The sequence below is a fragment of the Pseudomonas sp. FW300-N2F2 genome (genome assembly GCF_017351655.1).
GTDB lineage: Bacteria > Pseudomonadota > Gammaproteobacteria > Pseudomonadales > Pseudomonadaceae > Aquipseudomonas > Aquipseudomonas fluorescens_AA.
Genome location: NZ_JACNDQ010000001.1, coordinates 497,263 through 516,508 on the forward strand (window position 1 = coordinate 497,263; position 19,246 = coordinate 516,508).

At 62.3% G+C, this 19,246-nt stretch carries 15 protein-coding genes; 8 read left to right on the plus strand and 7 right to left on the minus strand.

The genetic code is table 11. The features are described 5' to 3' along the window. The first annotated feature begins 189 nt into the window (after positions 1–189). The 4 genes from J4E63_RS02355 (at position 190) to J4E63_RS02370 (ending at position 7,128) form a co-directional block, all read left to right on the plus strand. Positions 190–1,983, plus strand: a complete 1,794-nt coding sequence (locus J4E63_RS02355; protein WP_207280967.1) for a DUF1302 domain-containing protein — start codon at positions 190–192, stop codon at positions 1,981–1,983. A gap of 22 nt (positions 1,984–2,005) precedes the next feature. Continuing rightward, positions 2,006–3,373 (plus strand): DUF1329 domain-containing protein, encoded by a 1,368-nt coding sequence (locus tag J4E63_RS02360; protein WP_207280968.1) that lies wholly within the window; start codon positions 2,006–2,008, stop codon positions 3,371–3,373. 304 nt (positions 3,374–3,677) lie between these two features. Then, a complete protein-coding gene (locus J4E63_RS02365) occupies positions 3,678–6,227 on the plus strand; it encodes a LuxR C-terminal-related transcriptional regulator (protein WP_207280969.1) in 2,550 nt (849 codons plus the stop codon). A gap of 199 nt (positions 6,228–6,426) precedes the next feature. After that, a complete protein-coding gene (locus J4E63_RS02370) occupies positions 6,427–7,128 on the plus strand; it encodes a hypothetical protein (RefSeq protein ID WP_207280970.1) in 702 nt (233 codons plus the stop codon). On the opposite strand, the gene J4E63_RS02375 is transcribed toward J4E63_RS02370, so the two are convergent. Continuing rightward, on the minus strand, positions 7,093–7,914 hold the full coding sequence (locus J4E63_RS02375) for an IclR family transcriptional regulator (protein WP_207280971.1): 822 nt from the start codon (positions 7,912–7,914) through the stop codon (positions 7,093–7,095). The genes J4E63_RS02370 and J4E63_RS02375 overlap by 36 nt on opposite strands. A gap of 152 nt (positions 7,915–8,066) precedes the next feature. Here J4E63_RS02375 and hmgA point away from each other — a divergent pair, with 152 nt between their 5' ends. From hmgA to maiA, 3 genes are read left to right on the plus strand one after another with little or no spacing between them, the layout of a single operon-like run. Next, the gene (gene hmgA / locus J4E63_RS02380; protein WP_207280972.1) at positions 8,067–9,371 is read left to right on the plus strand and encodes a homogentisate 1,2-dioxygenase; all 1,305 of its coding nucleotides are present in this window, start codon (positions 8,067–8,069) and stop codon (positions 9,369–9,371) included. Positions 9,372–9,373: 2 nt separating this feature from the next. Next, entirely contained in the window at positions 9,374–10,678 is a 1,305-nt protein-coding gene (gene fahA, locus J4E63_RS02385) for a fumarylacetoacetase (protein WP_207280974.1), read from the plus strand. Between the two features lie 11 nt (positions 10,679–10,689). Next, entirely contained in the window at positions 10,690–11,328 is a 639-nt protein-coding gene (gene maiA / locus J4E63_RS02390; protein ID WP_207280976.1) for a maleylacetoacetate isomerase, read from the plus strand. Positions 11,329–11,459: 131 nt separating this feature from the next. On the opposite strand, the gene J4E63_RS02395 is transcribed toward maiA, so the two are convergent. Continuing rightward, the gene (locus J4E63_RS02395; protein ID WP_207280978.1) at positions 11,460–12,263 is read right to left on the minus strand and encodes a SirB1 family protein; all 804 of its coding nucleotides are present in this window, start codon (positions 12,261–12,263) and stop codon (positions 11,460–11,462) included. A 187-nt stretch (positions 12,264–12,450) separates the two neighbouring features. Here J4E63_RS02395 and J4E63_RS02400 point away from each other — a divergent pair, with 187 nt between their 5' ends. Further along, positions 12,451–13,470 (plus strand): Glu/Leu/Phe/Val dehydrogenase dimerization domain-containing protein, encoded by a 1,020-nt coding sequence (locus J4E63_RS02400; RefSeq protein ID WP_060740711.1) that lies wholly within the window; start codon positions 12,451–12,453, stop codon positions 13,468–13,470. A gap of 138 nt (positions 13,471–13,608) precedes the next feature. Here J4E63_RS02400 and glyA read toward each other — a convergent pair whose 3' ends face one another. The 5 genes from glyA to J4E63_RS02425 form a co-directional block, all read right to left on the minus strand. After that, on the minus strand, positions 13,609–14,847 hold the full coding sequence (gene glyA / locus J4E63_RS02405) for a serine hydroxymethyltransferase (protein ID WP_207280980.1): 1,239 nt from the start codon (positions 14,845–14,847) through the stop codon (positions 13,609–13,611). Between the two features lie 12 nt (positions 14,848–14,859). Next, positions 14,860–16,113 (minus strand): threonine synthase, encoded by a 1,254-nt coding sequence (gene thrC / locus J4E63_RS02410; protein WP_207280982.1) that lies wholly within the window; start codon positions 16,111–16,113, stop codon positions 14,860–14,862. 94 nt (positions 16,114–16,207) lie between these two features. After that, entirely contained in the window at positions 16,208–16,639 is a 432-nt protein-coding gene (locus J4E63_RS02415) for a Rid family detoxifying hydrolase (protein WP_207280984.1), read from the minus strand. Positions 16,640–16,666: 27 nt separating this feature from the next. After that, positions 16,667–17,839 carry an FAD-binding oxidoreductase gene (locus J4E63_RS02420; protein ID WP_207280985.1) on the minus strand — a complete coding sequence of 391 codons (1,173 nt, stop codon included), beginning with the start codon at positions 17,837–17,839 and terminating at the stop codon, positions 16,667–16,669. Beyond that, positions 17,836–19,041 (minus strand): benzoate/H(+) symporter BenE family transporter, encoded by a 1,206-nt coding sequence (locus J4E63_RS02425; RefSeq protein ID WP_207280987.1) that lies wholly within the window; start codon positions 19,039–19,041, stop codon positions 17,836–17,838. The genes J4E63_RS02420 and J4E63_RS02425 overlap by 4 nt, the downstream gene beginning before the upstream one ends. Positions 19,042–19,246: the final 205 nt, after the last annotated feature.

Here is a 19,246-nt window from a genome sequence, read left to right on the forward strand (position 1 = left end):
TCGCAGGCGGGGCAGGAATATGCGTGGCGCTGATGGCCCATCATCCAGTCCGTCCATGGGGCGCGCAAACGCCCGTCCCGCAGGGGCTGTAATCCTTTTGAGGTACAGCGCGAATACCTCCTTGGTGCGCTTATCGCCCATGGCGTGCGGCAGTAGGGTGAAGCCTCTGTCACTCACCGGGGAAGACGCATGACAACAATAACAATGCGCGCCATCTTCAAACCGCAGGCGCTGGCCGTCGCGGTGGCCTTGGGTTGCTGTGCCCAGGCGCAGGCCGTTTCATTCAACATTGGCGAGATCGAGGGTCAGTTCGATTCGTCGCTGTCCGTGGGCGCGAGCTGGGGCATGCGCGATGCCGACAAAGACCTGGTCGGCACGGTCAACGGCGGGCGGGGCCAATCCTCCACCGGTGATGACGGACGGCTGAATTTCAAGAAAGGCGAAACCTTTTCCAAAATCTTCAAGGGCCTGCACGACCTCGAGCTCAAGTACGGCGACACCGGTGTGTTCGTGCGTGGCAAGTACTGGTACGACTTCGAGCTCAAGGATGAGGGCCGCGAGTTCAAGGACATCAGCGACAGCAATCGCAAGGAAGGCGCCAAGTCTTCGGGGGCACAGATTCTCGATGCCTTCGTCTATCACAACTACTCCATCGCCGATTTGCCAGGCACCGTGCGCGCCGGCAAGCAGGTGGTCAGTTGGGGGGAAAGCACCTTCATCGGCAACTCCATCAACAGCATCAACCCGGTGGACGTGTCCGCGTTCCGTCGCCCCGGTGCGGAGATCAAGGAAGGCCTGATCCCGGTGAACATGCTGTTCGCCTCCCAGGGCCTGACCGACAAGCTCACCATCGAAGGTTTCTACCAGTTGGAGTGGGATCAGACCGTGGTGGATAACTGCGGCACGTTCTTCGGCAACGACGTGGTGGCCGATGGTTGCACCAGTGGCTACACCGTGGGCAGTCCGGCGATTGCGCCGTTCGTGCCCTTGACCCGGGCATTCGGCCAGGAGATCCAGGTGTCCAGGGAAGGGGTGATCATTCCCCGTGGCGGCGACCGCGACGCCCGCGACTCCGGCCAGTGGGGCACGGCGTTGCGCTGGCTCGGCGATGACACCGAGTACGGCCTGTACTTCATGAATTACCACAGCCGTACGCCTACCGTCGGGACCACCACGGCAGGGCGTTCGACGCTGGCGGCGTTGCCGGGAATGGTCGCGATCGCCAACGGCCTGGCCCCTGGCAGCGGTGCGGGTCTGGCGCAAAGCGTGATGCTGGGCCGTGGTGGGTACTACCTTGAATACCCGGAAGACATCCGTCTGTACGGCGCCAGTTTCTCCACGACGTTGCCCACCGGCACCGCCTGGACCGGGGAAATCAGCTACCGTCCCAACGCGCCGGTGCAGGTCAATACCAACGACCTGACCCTGGCCCTGGTCAACCCGATTGCCGGTGGCGCGGCATCGCCCATCGCGACCGCACCGGGTGCCGACAATACTGGTTACCGGCGCAAGGAAGTGACCCAGGTCCAGAGCACCCTGACGCACTTCTTCGATCAGGTGCTGGGGGCTGATCGCCTGACGCTGGTTGGCGAAGCGGCGGTGGTGCATGTCGGTGGCCTGGAGTCCAAGGACAAGCTGCGTTATGGCCGTGACTCGGTCTATGGCCAATACGGCTTCCAGGGCGACACCGATGGTTTCGTCACCTCGACGTCCTGGGGCTACCGCGCCCGGGCGATTCTCGACTACTCCAACGTGATCGGCGGAGTGAACTTCAAGCCCAACATGTCCTGGTCCCACGACGTGGCCGGCTATGGCCCCAACGGTTTGTTCAATGAAGGCGCCAAGGCCATCAGCGTTGGTGTCGATGCCGATTACCGCAACACCTACACCGCCAGCTTGAGCTACACCGACTTTTTTGGCGGCGATTACAACGTTCTCGAAGACCGCGATTTCCTCGCGCTGAGCTTCGGCGTGAACTTCTGATCTGGCTGACAAGGAAAACCCAATGCGCAAGATGATCCTGCAATGCGGTGCCCTGGCCTTGAGCCTGCTGGCGGCGAACGTGATGGCGGCGGTTTCGCCGGAGGAAGCGAACAAACTGGGCACCAGCCTCACGCCGTTGGGCGCGGAAAAAGCCGGCAATGCCGATGGCTCGATCCCGGCCTGGACCGGTGGTATCGCGAAAAACGCCGGGGCCGTGGACAGCAAGGGCTTTTTGGCCGACCCGTTCGCCAATGAAAAACCGCTGTTCACCATCACCGCCGCGACCGTGGACAAGTACAAGGACAAACTCTCCGAAGGGCAGGTGGCGATGTTCAAGCGCTACCCGGAGACCTACAAGATCCCGGTCTATCCGACCCATCGCAGCGTTTCCCTGCCACCGGAAATCTACGAGTCGGCCAAGCGCAGCGCCCTCAACGTGGCGTCCATCAACGACGGTAACGGCTTGTCCAACTTCACCGGCAACCGTTACTACGCCTTCCCGATCCCCAAGAACGGCGTGGAAGTCATATGGAACCACATCACCCGTTATCACGGCGGCAACCTGCGACGCATCATTACCCAGGCCACGCCACAGACCAATGGCAGCTTCACGCCGATCCGCTTCGAAGAAGAAATCGCCGTGCCGTTCCTGATCAAGGATGCCGACCCGGAAAAGGCCAGTAACGTACTGACCTATTTCAAGCAGGAGGTCACCGCCCCGGCACGCCTGGCCGGTAACGTGCTGCTGGTGCATGAAACCCTCGACCAAGTGAAGGAACCTCGCCTGGCCTGGATCTACAACGCCGGCCAACGCCGTGTGCGTCGTGCCCCGCAAGTGGCCTACGATGGCCCGGGCACCGCCGCCGACGGGTTGCGCACCTCCGACAACTTCGACCTGTTTTCCGGCGCGCCGGACCGCTACGACTGGAAGCTGATCGGCAAGAAGGAAATGTACATCCCGTACAACAGCTATAAGCTCGATTCGCCCAGTCTCAAGTACGATGACGTGATCAAGGCCGGTCATATCAACCAGGACCTGACCCGCTATGAACTGCACCGGGTCTGGGAAGTGGTCGGGACGGTCAAGCCCAGCGAGCGGCACATCTACGCCAAACGCCACATGTACTTCGACGAAGACAGCTGGCAGGCCGCGCTGGTGGACCACTACGACGGCCGCGGCCAACTGTGGCGGGTAGCCGAAGGTCATGCCCAGTTCTACTACGACCATCAGAACCCGGGCTACACCCTGGAGGCGCTCTACGACATCATCGCCGGCCGCTACATCGCGCTGGGGATGAAGAACGAAGAGAAACACAGCTACGAGTACGGCTTCGAAGCCCGGGCAGCCGACTACACGCCGGCGGCGCTGCGCTCGACCGGGGTTCGATAACCCTTCGGACGGACACCGCATCTGTGGCGAGGGAGCTTGCTCCCGCTGGGGCGCGCAGCGGCCCTGAAACCAGACGGCTCGATGTATCAGGTGCATTGAGTGGACCGTTTTGGGGCTGCTGCGCAACCCAGCGGGAGCAAGCTCCCTCGCCACGGGGCCGAGTCTGATTTGAACCCGACATGACGACCGGCAGCAAACCTGCCGGTCGTTTTTTTATGGGCGACAATCAGCGCGCTGAATACTTCTCCAAAGGTCGGCGACACAGGGCTAGGGTGGTGAGATAACAATAAACAGGATCACCCACATGACCGCCATGACTCCGTGTCCGGACCGTCCAGGATTGCTGCCTCGCCTGTCCTCGACACATCTGCCACGGCGGTCCCTGAGCGAGCCGCTGCTGGCTTCCGAGGCGCGGGTAAAACTGCTCTGCGCGCCGGCGGGCAGCGGCAAGAGTGCGTTGTTCGCCGAGTGCTTCCTGCAAGCGCCCAGCGACTGTCGGCTGCATTGGTTGCCTTTGGGGGGCGCGGCGTTGAGTGCGGCGAAAATGTGCGAGCACTTGGCGCAGACCCTCGGGCTGCCGGTGCTGGATGAAGCGGGTTTGTTGGCCCACCTGGCGCGTTTGCAAACACCCACCTGGTTATTCCTGGACGACTATTGCCGGGTGCCGAACCCCGAGCTGGATCAACTGCTCGACCGTTTGTTGAACACCAGCAGCCCGGCATTGCACCTGTGGTTGAATGGCCGCCGCCGCCCCCACTGCAACTGGCCGCGACTGTTGCTCGATGACGAACTGCACGAGTTTGACCCGCAGGCGTTGTTCTTCACCCCTGATGATATCCAGCCACTGCTTCGTCATCTGCCCGGCCCCCAGGCTGCCCGCACGGCTTGCGAGGTGATTCAGCGCAATGGTGGCTGGTGTGCCGGGGTGCGCATCACCCTGCTCGAGCGCTGCGAATGGGCGCGCAGTCATGCGACACCGGGGCGGCCGGGGACCTTGCTCGACTACCTGGAGTACGAACTGTTCAGCACGTTGACCCCGGACCTGGCACAGGCCTGGCGCGTGCTGGCGCATCTGCCGCGGTTCAATGCCCGGCTGTGCGAGCACTTGTTCGGCGACACGGTGGGCGCCCAATGCCTGCCGTTGTTGTTGGAGCTGGGGTGTTTCATCGAGCCGTGGGAGCAGACCTCGGATTGGTTGCAAATCTTCCCGGCCCTGGCCCGGTTGGTGCGTGAAGAGCCCTGGTCCCAGGGTCGCTCCTGGCATCGACGGGCCTGCCAGTGGTTTGCCGCCGAGCAGGACTGGCAAATGGCGTTCGAGCAAGCCATGTTGGCCGAGGAGTTCGAGACCGCGGTCAGTTTCTTGCAGCATTTGAATTTCGAGCACGTCTTGCAGCGCCGTAACGTGGTGTTGTTGCTGAGCTTGCACGATCAACAAGGCGAAGCGTTGACCCTTGATACGCCGCAGTCGGTGGGGCTGGTCACCGCTGCGCTGTTGTTCGCCGGACGCTTCGATGAGGCGTCGACATGCATCGAGCAACTGGCCAGGTTCCTGCCGCAGCCTTCGGCCTGTCGGCAGCGACAGGTGCTGGCCAGGTGGCTGGTCTTGCGCGGCTGGTTGCTGCACCTCTCGGGCGATGGCGAACCGGCGCGCGAACATTTCCTCCAGGCCCAGGCCAGCCTGGACCCCGAGGCCTGGTCCCAACGGGTGCTGTGCCTGGGTGGGCTGACGCAGCAGGCGCTGCTTGCTGGCGAACTGGCCTCGGCGCAATGGATCAACCGCCAGGCGTTATGCCTGGCGCGTGCGCAGGGTTCGCTGGTCTTTGAAGGATTGCTGGAACTGGACCACGCCCAGGTCCTGGAGCAACGCGGCGCGCCGCATCGGGCCGATCATTTGCTGGCCGCCGTCCAGGCACTGCTGGATAAACCGGGCCAGGACTTTTCTGCGTTGTTGGGACGGATTGCCTTGCGGCGCGGGCGCTTGGCGTTGCGCATGGGGTTTGAGGAGCGGGCCGCCGAGCACTTTCAAACGGGCTTGGAAACGGGCCTGCACAGCCAGGACAAACAGGTGCTTTATGGCTTTCTCGGCAAGGCCTGCCTGGCTGCCAACCAGGGCGACTACGGCGAGGCCTTCATGCACCTGCGCGATGCCGAGCGGGTCATGCAGCAGCGCCACATCCCCGACACCGTCTACCGTGGCGTGTTGTTGCAAACCAGCTGCCAGTTCTGGTTGCAACAGGGGCGGGCGGAACTGGCCCATGAAGCCTTGACCCGCGTCTTGCGGCATTTTCGCGGACCCCAGGCCAAGCACGCGCCTCCCGCGACCCTGGAGCTTATTGCGCGACTTGAATACCTGCTGGTGCTGGCCGAAGTCTACTTGCAGCGGGCGCAGGCGCCACAGGCGCGCCTGCAGGCCATGATCGCCCTGGCGCAGCACGGTGAAATGCACAGCCTGGAAACCGAACTGCACCTGGTGCTGACGGAGGTCGTCTGGTTGTCCGGCGATCGTGCCCAGGCCCGCTCACTGCTGCAAGAGGGGCTCAAGCGCGTCACGTGCTGGCGGGCCCAGCAAGCGTTGTGCGAACTGGGCTTGCGCCAGCCTGAACTGTTGCGCTGGGGGCAATCGGCAGAACAGACCGAGTCGCCCGTCACCGCCGAGGAGACGTTGCTCAGTCATCGCGAGCTGGAGGTCCTGGAGCTGATTGCCCAAGGGCATTCAAACCAACAGATTGCCGAACAGTTGTTCATCTCGTTGCACACGGTGAAAACCCATGCGCGTCGCATCCACAGCAAGTTGGGTGTGCAACGACGTACCCAGGCGGTGGCAAAAGCCAAGGGCATGGGGGTGATGGGTTAGCTGCAATGATTCGACGCTTCACGCACGCTTACACTTGCCTTTTTTACAGTCGGGCGCTGGCCTGTGTATAACGGCCTGGCTGAAGTTCAAGTCTTGAGTTGCCGCTTCAGTTGACCGGATGCCGTGTTATTGCATCAGGCGCATACCCCATAACGGCTCGAACAGGAAGTTCGAGCCCATGAAATGACAAGGATGTCTTATGAATACCCCGTTGTTTTCTTCTCACTCCGAAAGACTTCTAGCACTGAAGAACACGCGCGTGGATTTTGCCGTGCAGGTGCTATTGGATCATTACCTGGAGCCATTGGACGTCAACCCATTCACTGCCTATGTGAACACGTTGATGGACTTCCCCAAGCTCGAAACGGGAACTTCTCGAACGTTATTCGAGGAAACGCTGGCCTGGGTTGAAAAGCAAAGTCTGCCAACCTATACGCAAGGAATCAGTAATGTGTTCAGCAGGCGTTATTCCTTTGCCGCCGAAGACCGGCTAAAGACGCTGGACTTGATCGCTTTTGAAAAAATCGTCACAGACATCGTTGCAAGTTTGACGGAAAAACCTGCAATCGATTTATCCCCGCGCCCCCTCAGGCCATTGACCGCCGAGGATGTGCAGGGTGCTTTGAAAGTTCATGCGCCCAACATCTATCCGGAGGGCGTGTACGTGACCAGTTTTATTGACCATGGCCTCGGCAGGCGCATGGTGTTGTCTTCCGAAAGGCTGGTTGAGTATCTACTGGGCCATTTCAAGAACGATGTGATTCCCTTCCATTCGAAGGGCAGCCACCAAGGCATTTATACCGTCGGCTTCAGCGGCGAAGAGCGCCATCTCCATCCGCAACTGATCACCCCGCATCTCAATGATCTAGTGATCAGGATTGTCCCGGATTTCCTGGGCTGATCCTGGACCCGCCTCATACCCCATCCGCCAACTCACGGCCCGGGTCGCCGCCAACAGTCGTTGCGCCGCCGGGCCGTTTTCGTCGGCGTGGAACAGCGAGGTCGGGCCGACGACGGTCATCACTGCCTTGACCTCGCCGACCGCATTGAAGACCGGAGCGGACAAGGCGTCCACGCCCGGCATCAGCAAGCCATGCACATGGTGCAGGCCACGGCGGCGAATCTGCTCGCACAGGGTGGCATAGGCGCGATCATCGGCCAGGGCGTGGTGCTCGGTGTCTCGCACTTCCTGCTCGCGCAGGCCGATCGTCTCGCGGGCTGGCAGATAAGCGCTGAACACCAGCCCCGTGGACGAGCTGAGCAGCGGCAACACCGAGCCCAGTTGCGTCACCACGGTCACGGCCCGCACGGCGGGTTCGATACGCACCACGGTCGCGCCATGGTTGCCCCACACCGCCAGGAAGCAGGTTTCGTTCAAGTCATCGCGCAACTCGGCCAGGGGCAGGGCGGCCACTTGCAGCACGTCCATGCCGTTCAACGCGGCCAGGCCCACGCGCAGGGCTTCGCGGCCCAGGCCGTAGTGGTTGGTGGCGGCGTTCTGCTCGGCGAATCCGCTGGCGATCAAGGCCTGCAAGTAGCGATGGACCTTGCTCGCCGGCATCTGCACGTGCTCGGCCAGGCGCGACAGGGACGTGGAGGGGGAGAGTTCGGCCAGGGCCTTGAGAATGTCGGTGCCGACTTCGGCCGAGCGGACTTTCTGTTTACCGTTGCTGAGCGGGGTTTCCATGGAGGCGCAGGGTCCAGAGGCGAATGGGCGTCTTTATAGCTTGACGGTCGCCGTCGAGCAAATTACGTTATGCGTAATTGAATTACGATAAAAATAACCCGGTGCGCCTCAACCACTCCGTTGAGTGACGGGCCGCAGTCCCAGGAGGCTCCATGAACCTCGATTCCACAACGTCGGACCTGGCTTACCAGTCAGGCTTGGGCAACGAATTTGCAAGCGAAGCCTTGCCCGGCGCCTTGCCCGTCGGCCAGAACTCCCCGCAGAAAGCTCCGTACGGTCTCTACGCCGAGTTGTTCTCTGGCACGGCGTTCACCATGGCCCGCAGCGAAGCGCGGCGTACCTGGATGTATCGCATCCGGCCGTCGGCCAATCACCCGGCCTTCACCAGGCTCGAACGGCAATTGGCGGGTGGCCCGCTGGGTGAGGTCACGCCCAATCGCCTGCGCTGGAACCCGCTGGACATTCCCGCCGAGCCCACCGATTTCATCGACGGGCTGGTGTGCATGGCGGCCAATGCCGGCGCGGACAAACCGGCCGGCGTCAGCCTTTATCACTACCGGGCCAACCGCTCCATGGAGCGAGTGTTTTTCAATGCCGACGGTGAGTGGTTGATCGTGCCGCAACTGGGACGGCTGCGGATCGCCACCGAACTGGGCGTACTGGAACTGGCGCCGCTGGAAATCGCCGTGCTGCCCCGGGGCCTGAAATTTCGCGTTGAACTGCTCGACCCGCAGGCCCGTGGTTACCTCGCCGAAAACCATGGCGCGCCGCTGCGCCTGCCGGACCTGGGGCCCATCGGCAGCAACGGCCTGGCGAACCCGCGGGACTTCCTGACGCCGGTCGCCCATTACGAGAACCTCGCGCAACCGACCACCCTGGTGCAGAAATTCCTCGGTGAGTTGTGGGGTTGCGAGCTGGATCATTCGCCTCTTGACGTGGTGGCCTGGCACGGCAACAACGTGCCGTACAAATATGACCTGCGCCGTTTCAACACGATTGGCACGGTCAGCTTCGATCACCCGGATCCGTCGATTTTCACCGTGCTGACCTCGCCCACCAGTGTCCACGGCTTGGCCAATCTCGACTTCGTGATTTTCCCGCCCCGCTGGATGGTGGCGGAAAACACCTTCCGTCCGCCGTGGTTCCACCGCAACCTGATGAACGAATTCATGGGCCTGATCCAGGGCGCCTACGATGCCAAGGCCGAAGGTTTCCTGCCGGGCGGTACGTCCTTGCACAGTTGCATGAGCGCCCATGGCCCGGACGGCGAGACCTGCACCAAGGCGATCAACGCTGATCTTCAGCCGGCGAAAATCGACAACACCATGGCCTTCATGTTCGAGACCAGCCAGGTCTTGCGCCCAAGCCGTTTCGCCCTGGACTGTCCGCAACTGCAAACCGACTACGATGCTTGTTGGGCCTCGCTGCCTGTCACGTTCGACCCGACCCGGAGATAACCATGACTCAAAGTTCCCCTGACCGTAGCTGGGTCGCCAGTGCCAACGGCCACGCCGACTTCCCGTTGCAGAACCTGCCATTGGGTGTCTTCAGCGTCGATGGCGGTGCCTTGCGCTGCGGCGTGGCGATTGGCGAGCGGATTTTCGATCTGCAGGTGGCGCTGCAAGCGGGCTTGTTTGATGGCGCGGCGCAACAAGCCGTCGAAGCCATGGCCGGCGGCCAGTTGAATGGGTTTTTCGACCTGGGCCGCAGCGCCCGGGTTGCCCTGCGTGAACGACTGCTGGAACTGTTGCGCGAAGACAGTCCGTTGCGCGGCAAGGTCGAAGCGCTGGGGGCGAAGCTGCTGCTCCTCGCCGCCGACTGCCAGATGCACCTACCGGCCAGGATCAACGACTACACCGATTTCTACGTGGGTATCGAACACGCGCAGAATGTCGGCAAGCTGTTTCGCCCCGACAATCCATTGCTGCCCAATTACAAATACGTGCCCATCGGTTACCACGGTCGTGCTTCGACCATTCGCCCGTCCGGCACCGACGTGCGCCGTCCCAAGGGCCAGACCCTGCCGGCCGGCCAGACCGAGCCGACCTTCGGCCCGTGTGCGCGGCTGGACTATGAGCTGGAGCTGGGCATCTGGATCGGCAAGGGCAATGCGCTGGGCGAACCGATCCCCATTGGCGATGCCGCCGAGCACATTGGCGGGTTCTGCCTGCTCAACGACTGGTCGGCCCGGGATATCCAGGCCTGGGAATATCAGCCCCTGGGGCCGTTTCTGTCGAAGAGTTTCCTGACCAGCATTTCGCCGTGGGTGGTGACGGCTGAGGCCCTGGAGCCGTTCCGCCGCCCGCAACCGGCGCGTCCGCAAGGCGATCCGCAGCCGCTGCCGTATCTGCTGGACACGCGTGATCAGGCCGGCGGTGCCTTCGACATCGAGCTGGAGGTGCTGTTGCTGACCGAGGCCATGGTCGAGCAGAACCTGCCGGCCCAGCGCCTGACGCTGAGCAACACCCAGTACATGTACTGGACCGTGGCGCAAATGGTCGCGCACCACAGCGTCAACGGCTGCCAGTTGCAGGCCGGCGACCTGTTTGGCTCGGGCACCTTGTCGGGGCCTGAAAACCATCAATTCGGCAGCCTGCTGGAAATCACCGAAGGCGGCAAGAAACCGATCGAACTGGCGTCTGGCGAAGTGCGCCGATTCCTCGAGGACGGTGACGAAATCATCTTGCGGGCCCGTTGCCGCCGCGAGGGTTTCGCCTCCATCGGTTTCGGCGAGTGCCGGGGCAAGATCCTGCCGGCGCGTTGAGGGGGGAGTGCATGGAACTCTATACCTACTACCGCTCCACCTCGTCCTATCGGGTGCGCATTGCGTTGGCGCTCAAGGGCCTGGATTACCAGGCCTTGCCCGTCAACCTGATCGCTGTGCCTGGGGGCGAGCATCGCCAGCCGGCCTACCTGGCGATCAACCCCCAGGGCCGGGTGCCGGCGCTGCGTACCGATGAGGGCGCGTTGCTGGTGCAATCGCCGGCCATCATCGAATACCTGGAGGAGCGTTATCCCCAGGTGCCGCTGCTCAGCGCCGACCTGGCGGTGCGCGCCCACGAGCGCGGTGTCGCCGCGTTGATCGGTTGCGACATTCATCCCCTGCACAACGTCAGCGTGCTCAACCAACTGCGGCAGTGGGGGCACGATGAAGCGCAGGTGACAGAGTGGATCGGGCATTGGATCAGCCAGGGCTTGGCGGCGGTGGAGCAGTTGATTGGCGACGACGGCTACTGCTTCGGCGCGCTGCCGGGGTTGGCGGATGTGTTCTTGATCCCGCAGTTGTACGCGGCCGAGCGGTTCAATGTTTCCTTGCAGGGGTATCCACGGATCCGTCGCGTGGCGGCATTGGCGGCTGGGCATGCCGCGTTCCAGCAGGCGCATCCGGCGACGCAGCCGGATACCCCGGCTTGATATTGATGTGGGCCGTTGCATCGCTATCGCGAGCAAGCTCGCTCCCACATTTGATTCGGATCAACGGTGGGAGCGAGCTTGCTCGCGATAGCGATTCAACAAGCAACCTGAATCTGCATGCCTGCCACCGGTCAATGCACCACCGAATTCGGCGGCAAATGCCCCAGCCGCTCCGTCAGCCGGATTCGCTGGATCGGATCATCGCTGAGCATCAGGGCATGCTCCAGGTCGAAGCGCTCGGCGTTGGGGCAATCGAGTCGCTGATACAGGCTGGCGCGGGCCAGGTAATCGGCGGCGCTGGCGTTGCCCAGTTCCAGCACCCGTTCGGCGTCGATCAGGGCCGCGATGTAATCGTCGTTCGCCAGATGCAGTTGGCGCAGGTTGCGCGACAGGCGCTGCAGCATCTGCATCGGCTCGGCGTTGACCAGGTGTTCCGCCTTGAGCAGCATGTTCGCGCCGTATTGGCGCTGTAGCAGTTCCCGGCAGTCATTGGGGTACAACCGGCGCCCACCGCACGGATCGAGCAGGTGATCGGCGCCGGGCACCTTCAACAGGAAATGTCCGGGGAAATTGACACCGACCATCGGAATTTCCAGGCCACGGGCCAGTTCCAGGGCAATCAAGCCGAGGGCCAGGGGCTGCCCGCGCTTGCGTGCCAGGACTTGGTCTAGCAACGCCGCGCGTGGTCGCAGGGGAGTGAAGTCGTCTTGGGCGAAACCCAGGTCATTGAGCCGTCGCAACAAGGGCTGGCCCAGTTCGCTGACAGGCAGCATCGGCAGGCCATGGCTGACCCGCTGTTGCAGCTCCTTGAAATCCTTCAGCAAGGTCGGGACGTCGACGTCGCGATCATGTTCGGCAGCGATCCACAACGCCGCTTCGAACAACGCCGGTGGTGAGCGGTGCAGACAGTCAAAAAAGGCTTGGCGCGGTTTCATCGAACTCTCCGGGCTATGCTCCCGTTTTAGCCCTGCCATGGATTTTCGTCCAGTCTCGAACAGCCGCTGTCACGGGTTATGCCGAAAAAGACTGACCATCCTGGCGACTTATTCCGGCGTGCTCCAGCAATTTTCGACTGCACGCCTATACTGGCGAAACAAACAAAAGTGATTCGGGAGCCTTACGATGTTTGCTCTCATGCAAAGCTCCCGCCTTGAATCGCTGCACCTAAGCGTAGACCCGACGACCGGGTTGAAGGCGGTGATTGCTATTCATTGCAGCCGTCCCGGGCCTGCCCTGGGGGGCTGTCGTTATCTTGCCTACCCCGACGACGAAAGTGCCGTGGCAGACGCCGTGCGCCTGGCTCAAGGCATGAGCTACAAGGCGGCGCTGGCCGGCTTGCCCGTGGGCGGTGGGGTTGCGGTGATCATGCGTCCGGCCCATGTCGAGAGTCGGGCGGCGCTGTTCGAAGCCTTTGGTCGCTGCATCGAGCAATTGGACGGGCGCTACATCACGGCCATCGACAGCGGCACATCGGTGGCCGACATGGATTGCATCGCCCAGCAGACCCGCCATGTCACCAGCACCACGGCCTCGGGAGACCCCGCGCCCCACGCGGCAATGGGCGTTTTTGCCGGCATTCGTGCCACCGCCATGGCCCGCCTGGGTAGCGATAACCTCGAAAGCCTGCGGGTGGCGATCCAGGGCCTGGGCAATGTCGGTTATGCCCTGGCCGAACAACTGCACGCGGCGGGTGCCGAACTGCTGGTCAGCGACATTGACCCTGGCAAGGTGCAACTGGCCATGGAGCAACTGGGCGCCCATCCGATCGCCAACGACGCGCTGCTCAGCACTCCCTGCGACATCCTCGCCCCCTGCGGCCTGGGTGGGGTGCTCAACAGCCACAGCGTGGCGCAACTGCGCTGCTCAGCCGTTGCCGGCTCGGCCCACAATCAGTTGAGCAGCCTGCAGGTGGCCGACCAGTTGGAAAGGCGCGGGATTCTTTATGCGCCGGACTATGTGATCAACTCCGGCGGGTTGATCTATGTCGCGCTGAAGCATCGCGGCGAAGAACTGTCGACGATCACCGCACATTTGTCGAAGATCGGTGCCCGGCTCACGGAAGTCTTCGCCCACGCCCAGGCGGAGAAGCGCTCACCGGCGCGGGTGGCCGATGAGTTGGCAGAGCGCCTGCTGTACCGCTGAAAATCCAAAGGAAGCAATGGGTAGCAGTGAAGGAGCCTAGCTGTGGGAGCAAGGCTTGCCCGCGATGCAGACGCCGCGATTGTTCAGGCTAACCGAGTCATCGTTCATCGCGAGCAAGCTTTGCTCCCACAGCTGCAATTACCTCAGCAGATACACCGGAAAGCATTCACACAAATGCATCACCCGGCGTCGGGTGTTATCCAGGCGTGCGGCGTTGTCCGGTTGTTCCAGCAGGTCGGCGATCAGATTCGCCACTTCGGCACATTCCGCTTCACCAAAGCCACGAGTGGTCAGCGCTGGGGTGCCGATGCGAATGCCACTGGTGATCGCCGGTTTTTGCGGATCATTGGGTATCGCGTTTTTGTTCAGGGTGATGTGGGCGCTTTCCAGCAACGCCTCGGCGTCTTTGCCGGTGATGTTCATCGAGCGCAGATCGAGCAGGAACATATGGCAGTCGGTACCGCCGGACACCACCCGCAAACCGCGCCGGGTCAGCACATCGGCCATGACCCGGGCGTTGTCGATCACCCGCTGCTGGTAATGCTTGAATCCGTCGCCCAGGGCTTCGTTGAAGGCCACGGCCTTGGCGGCAATGACATGCATCAGCGGGCCGCCCTGGTACACCGGGAAAATCGTCTTGTCGAGCAGGGCGGCGTATTGCGCCTTGGCCAGGATCAAGCCGCCGCGGGGGCCGCGCAGGGTTTTGTGGGTGGTGGAGGTGATGAAGTCGGCGATGCCCACCGGCGAGGGGTACACGCCGGCAGCGATCAACCCGGCGTAGTGCGCCATGTCCACCATCAGGTAGGCGCCGACTTCATCGCAGATCTTGCGAAAGCGCTGGAAGTCGAGGGTCCGCGAATAGGCCGAGGCCCCGGCGATGATCATTTTCGGCCGGTGTTCCCGGGCCAGGGCTTCCATTTCTTCGTAGTCGAGGGTTTCGGTTTCCGTGTCCAGGCCATAGGAAAAGGCCCGGTAGAGCTTGCCGGAAAAATTGACCGAGGCGCCGTGGGTCAGGTGGCCGCCGTGGGCCAGGGACATGCCCAGGATCGTGTCGCCGGGTTCAAGTACTGCCAGGAAAACCGCCTGGTTGGCCTGGGAGCCGGAGTGCGGCTGCACATTGACGTATTCGCAGTTGAACAACTTGCGAGCGCGTTCGATGGCCAGGTTCTCGATTTCATCGACGACCTTGCAGCCGCCGTAGTAACGCTTGCCCGGATAGCCTTCGGCGTACTTGTTGGTGAGCACGGAGCCCTGGGCCTGGAGCACTTCTTCGCTGACGTAGTTTTCCGAAGCGATCAGCTCCAGGTGGGTTTCCTGGCGATTGCGCTCGCGGTCGATCAGGCGGGCAATGGCGGGATCGAAATTTTGCAGGCTCATGGTGTGGATTCCTTAGATAAGCGCTTCGGCCGGTGGCGCGGTCACGTGATGTGGCGACACCCGTGGCTGGCTTTTGGACGAATCGGATAGAAAAATGGAGGTGTCTTTCAAACCGCTGCCGGTGATCAGGATCACGGCGGTTTGCGGTGTGTCGGGGTGCGTTTCTGCGTACTTGAGCAGGCCGGCGAAGGCGCTGGCGGCGCCGGCTTCCGGAAACACACCGGTGCTGGCGGCCAATCGGGAGGCGGCGGCGACAATGCTCGGGTCGCTGACGCAAATGAACTCGCCGCCGCTGGCGGTCACCGCGCGCATGGCCTTGAGACGATCACGCGGCAGCGCCACGTTGATGCTGCTGGCCAGGCTGGTGGGCGGCAGGCGTTCGGTTTGCTGCATCGAGCGGTCGTAGCGCCAGGCGCGGTACATGAAATTGCTGTGCTCGGCCTGCACGCCGATCAGGCGTGGGATACGTTCGATCCAGCCCAATTGCAGCAAGTCGAAAAAGCCTTTGTAGACCGAGCCCAGGATGCAGCCGTTGCCGACGGGCACGAACACCAGGTCCGGCACCTGCCAGTTGAGTTGTTCGCACATCTCGAAGGCGACGGTCTTCTTGCCTTCGCTCATGTACGAGTTGATCCCGGTGGTGCGGTTGTACCAGCCATGTTTTTCGCAAGCGTTGAGGCATTGTTCGAAGGCTTCGTCGTATTGCCCGTCGACCAGCACGATCTCGGCGCCGTAGCCTTGCATCTGCGCGAGTTTTTCGCGGGGCGCGCTCTTGGGCAGGTAAATGACGTTGTGCAGGCCCAGGCTGGCGCTCATTCCGGCCAATGCCGAAGCGGCATTGCCGGTGCTGGCCACCGCCACGGTGCGTGCACCGGATTGCATGGCGTGGGCCACGGCCAGGGCGCTGGCGCGATCCTTCAATGACCCGGTCGGTTGCCGTGATTCGTCTTTTACGAAGACTTTGATCCGGGCACCTTTGCCGAGCAGTTCCGGGCGCGAGTACAGCGGCGTATTGCCCACCAGTAACGGTGGAATGAACTGCGTCGAGCTCAACGGCATCAAGCGGTCATAGCGCCACATGCCACGGGCGTGGTCATGGGCCAGGCTGTCCCGGGACCATTCGCGCTTGAGCGTCGGGTAATCGTAAAGCGCGTCCAGGGCACCATCGATGTTGCAATGAGGGCAGTAGTAGCTGACCTCATGGGGCTGGTAGCTTCGATCGCAAACCAGGCACTGCAATACATACTCTCTGTACGAATTTTTCATGGTCACCCTCTGAAAATACGCTGTGCTGGTGCTTTCCTTGCCAACGTCGATCCGGCTCACCGGACCGACGGGCACTCTGCTGACAGAAGGTGTTTCAGATCACCATGATGGCGTCGATGGCAACCAGGGTATTGCGTGCCAGCGCGCTGGCGCCGGCGGTGGTGCGGGCCGGATAGGGCTTGGTGAAGTACTCTTCCATGACGCGGTTGAGGGTCGGGAACTCACTCAAGTCAGTGATGAACGCCGTGACCTTGACCACGTTCGCCAGGGTGCCGCCCGCCGCTTCGGCCATTTGCACCAGGTTGTCGAGGGTCTGGCGCAGTTGGCCTTCGAAATCCTTGGCCAGTACTTCGTTGTTCAGCGCCGAGACCGGGGTCTGTGCCGACAGGTAGATGGTCTGCCCGTGGCTGACCTTGATGCCCTGGGAATAGGTGCCCAGTGGCAGTGGCGCCTTGTCGGTGAAAATGACGTTCTCTTCGCCCAGGAATGGTTTGGCGGCGGACTGGATTTGAGCGGTGGTTTGCATGGTGACGTTCCTTGTTAAGTGGATGGGTTAGTGCAAATCGGCAACCTGCTTGACGGCCAGGCTGGAAAATTCCTCGTCGCGGCAGCGGGCCGGGGAAAAGTGCTGGTAGTTGAGTTGCAGCGCCGCCAGGTCGGCCGGCATGGCGATGCCCAGCGCCGCGTGACTGCACAGGCGTGCAATGGCGGGCGCGGCCTGGATGCCGTAGCCACCAAGGGCGGCGAGCCAGATAAAACTCTCTTGTTGCGGGTCCTGGCCGAGCACTGGCGAGCGGTCGGCGACGAAGGTGCGCAGGCCCGCCCATTTATTGATGATCGAGCGGGGGCGCAGGCGCGTGGTGTTCTGCAGGCGATCCATGGTGATGGCCAGGTCAAGCTCTTCCGGCAATGCATCGCAGGGCAACGACGGGCTTTCATCGCAGGGGGAGACGATCAGTCGCCCGGCTTCAGGCTTGATGAAAATGTCCTCGTCCACCGTGCCCAGGTAGGGCGTGTGGTGCACGTCGCACTGTGGATCGACCGCCAGCACGGTGCGCCGCAACGGCCGGACACCGACCTTGGGCACGCCGCAGCGCTCAGCGATTTCATCGGCCCAGGCCCCCGCGGCGTTGACCACGATGGCGGCTTGCAGGGACTGGCCGTCCCGGGTGTGCAAGCGCCAGTGCCCATCACGATGTTCGCCACGCAGCACTTCGGTCTCGCGCTTGACCACGCCACCATGGGCACGCAGGCCACTCAGGTAAGCCCCATGAATGCCATGCACATCCAGGTCGAAGGCGCTGGGCTCGTAGATCCCTGCGCTCCAGGCGCCTTCGGCGAGGTAGGGGACCAGCTCTTGCACGTGCTTTTCGTCGAGCAGCTCGGCCGTGGGCACTTGCTCCAGCACGGCGTTGAAACGCGCTTTGAGCTTGTCCACCCGTGCCGCCTGGGCCACGATCAGTGCGCCCCGCGGCGCCCATAGCGGATGCTCGGCCAAACCCTCGGGCGGGTTCTCGAAAAAGCGTCGGGACGCACAGGTCAGCGAACGGATCTGCTGGTTGCCGTAGCTTTCCATCGAGATCGCGGCCGAACGCCCCGTGGTGTGATAAGCCAGTTGCTGTTCCTGTTCGAGCAGGCAGACGCTGCCATGGCCCGCCAGTTCATAAGCGGCTGAGACGCCGGCGATGCCGCCACCGACCACGATGAAGTCGTAACGAGCGATCATGGTCGGCTGCCCTCGGCGATAGCGGCGGCTTTGCTTTCCCGGGTGTAGGTCAGCACGAAGTGCGCCACGAGACCAAAGATCAGCCCCCAGAACGCGGCGGCCAGGCCGAGGAAGCTCATGCCCGAGGCCGTCACCAGGAAGGTGATCAGCGCAGCTTCCCGCTGCTTCTCATCGGCCATGGCCCCGGTCAGCCCGGCACTGATCGCGCCAAACAAGGCGAGGCCGGCGAGGGAGGCGATCAATTCCTTTGGCAGTGCGGAGAACACCGAGGCCAGGGTCGCGCCGAAGGTACCCATCAGGATGTAGAACACTGCGCAGGCAATCCCGGCGATGTAGCGTTTGTCGCGGTCCTCGTGGGCTTCTCGACCGGTGCAGATCGCTGCGGTAATGGCCGCCAGGTTAAGGCCGTGGGACCCGAACGGGGCCATCAGGGCCGAGCCGATCGCGGTGACCGAAATGATCGAGCGAGCTGGCGTGTTGTAGCCCGAGGTGCGCAATACGGCCATGCCGGGCACGTATTGGCCGGTCAAGGTCACCAGCGCCAGTGGCAGGCCGATGTTGATGATCGCGTGCCAGTTCCATTCCGGTGCGATGAAGACCGGATGGGCCACGGCGATGGTGATCGAGTTGCTGTTGAGTTCACCGAACGAGGCAGCCACCGCGCAGCCGATGATCAGCACCGACAGAATGGCGTAGCGTGGCGAAAAACGCTTGAAGACCAGGTAGGCCGCGATCATCGCCAGCACCATCGCCGGTTGCAGCTTGATCGACGTGAACAGCTCGGCACCGAAGCGGAACAGGATGCCGGCGAGCATGGCGGCGGCAATGGCCTTGGGCAGGCGGCTCATCAGTTTGTCGAATGCCCCGGACAAACCGACCACGGCGATGATCACCGACGCCACCACATAGGCACCGATGGCCTGGGGCAGGGTCACGGTGGGCAGCATCGATACCAGCAATGCCGCCCCCGGTGTCGACCACGCGGTGATGACGGGGACACGCAGGCGCCAGCTCAGGAGCAGGCCGGTAATTCCGCTGCCGATGGAAATGGCCCAGATCCAGGAAGACACCACGTCATCGGGCAGGTGGGCTTCCTTGGCTGCCTGGAACACGATGATGAGCGGGCCGGCGTAGGAAATGATCACGGCGATGAAACCCGCGATGATCGCTGACAGGGATAGATCCTTTCTGAATGTGTCCATGATGTCTCGACTTGGCGCGGCAGGAGCCCGCAGTGGATGATTGAGTCGATTGCTTCGATTCGAGATCAGTGTATTTGAATGAATTGAGTTGATTCAATAGGTGGCGGGATTGTTACGAGATATTTTTCTGTCATGGCGGGGGTTTTTTAGTGGTTTTTGTTGTTAATCATTTGATTTATATGAATATTATTTGCTGTAAAAATTT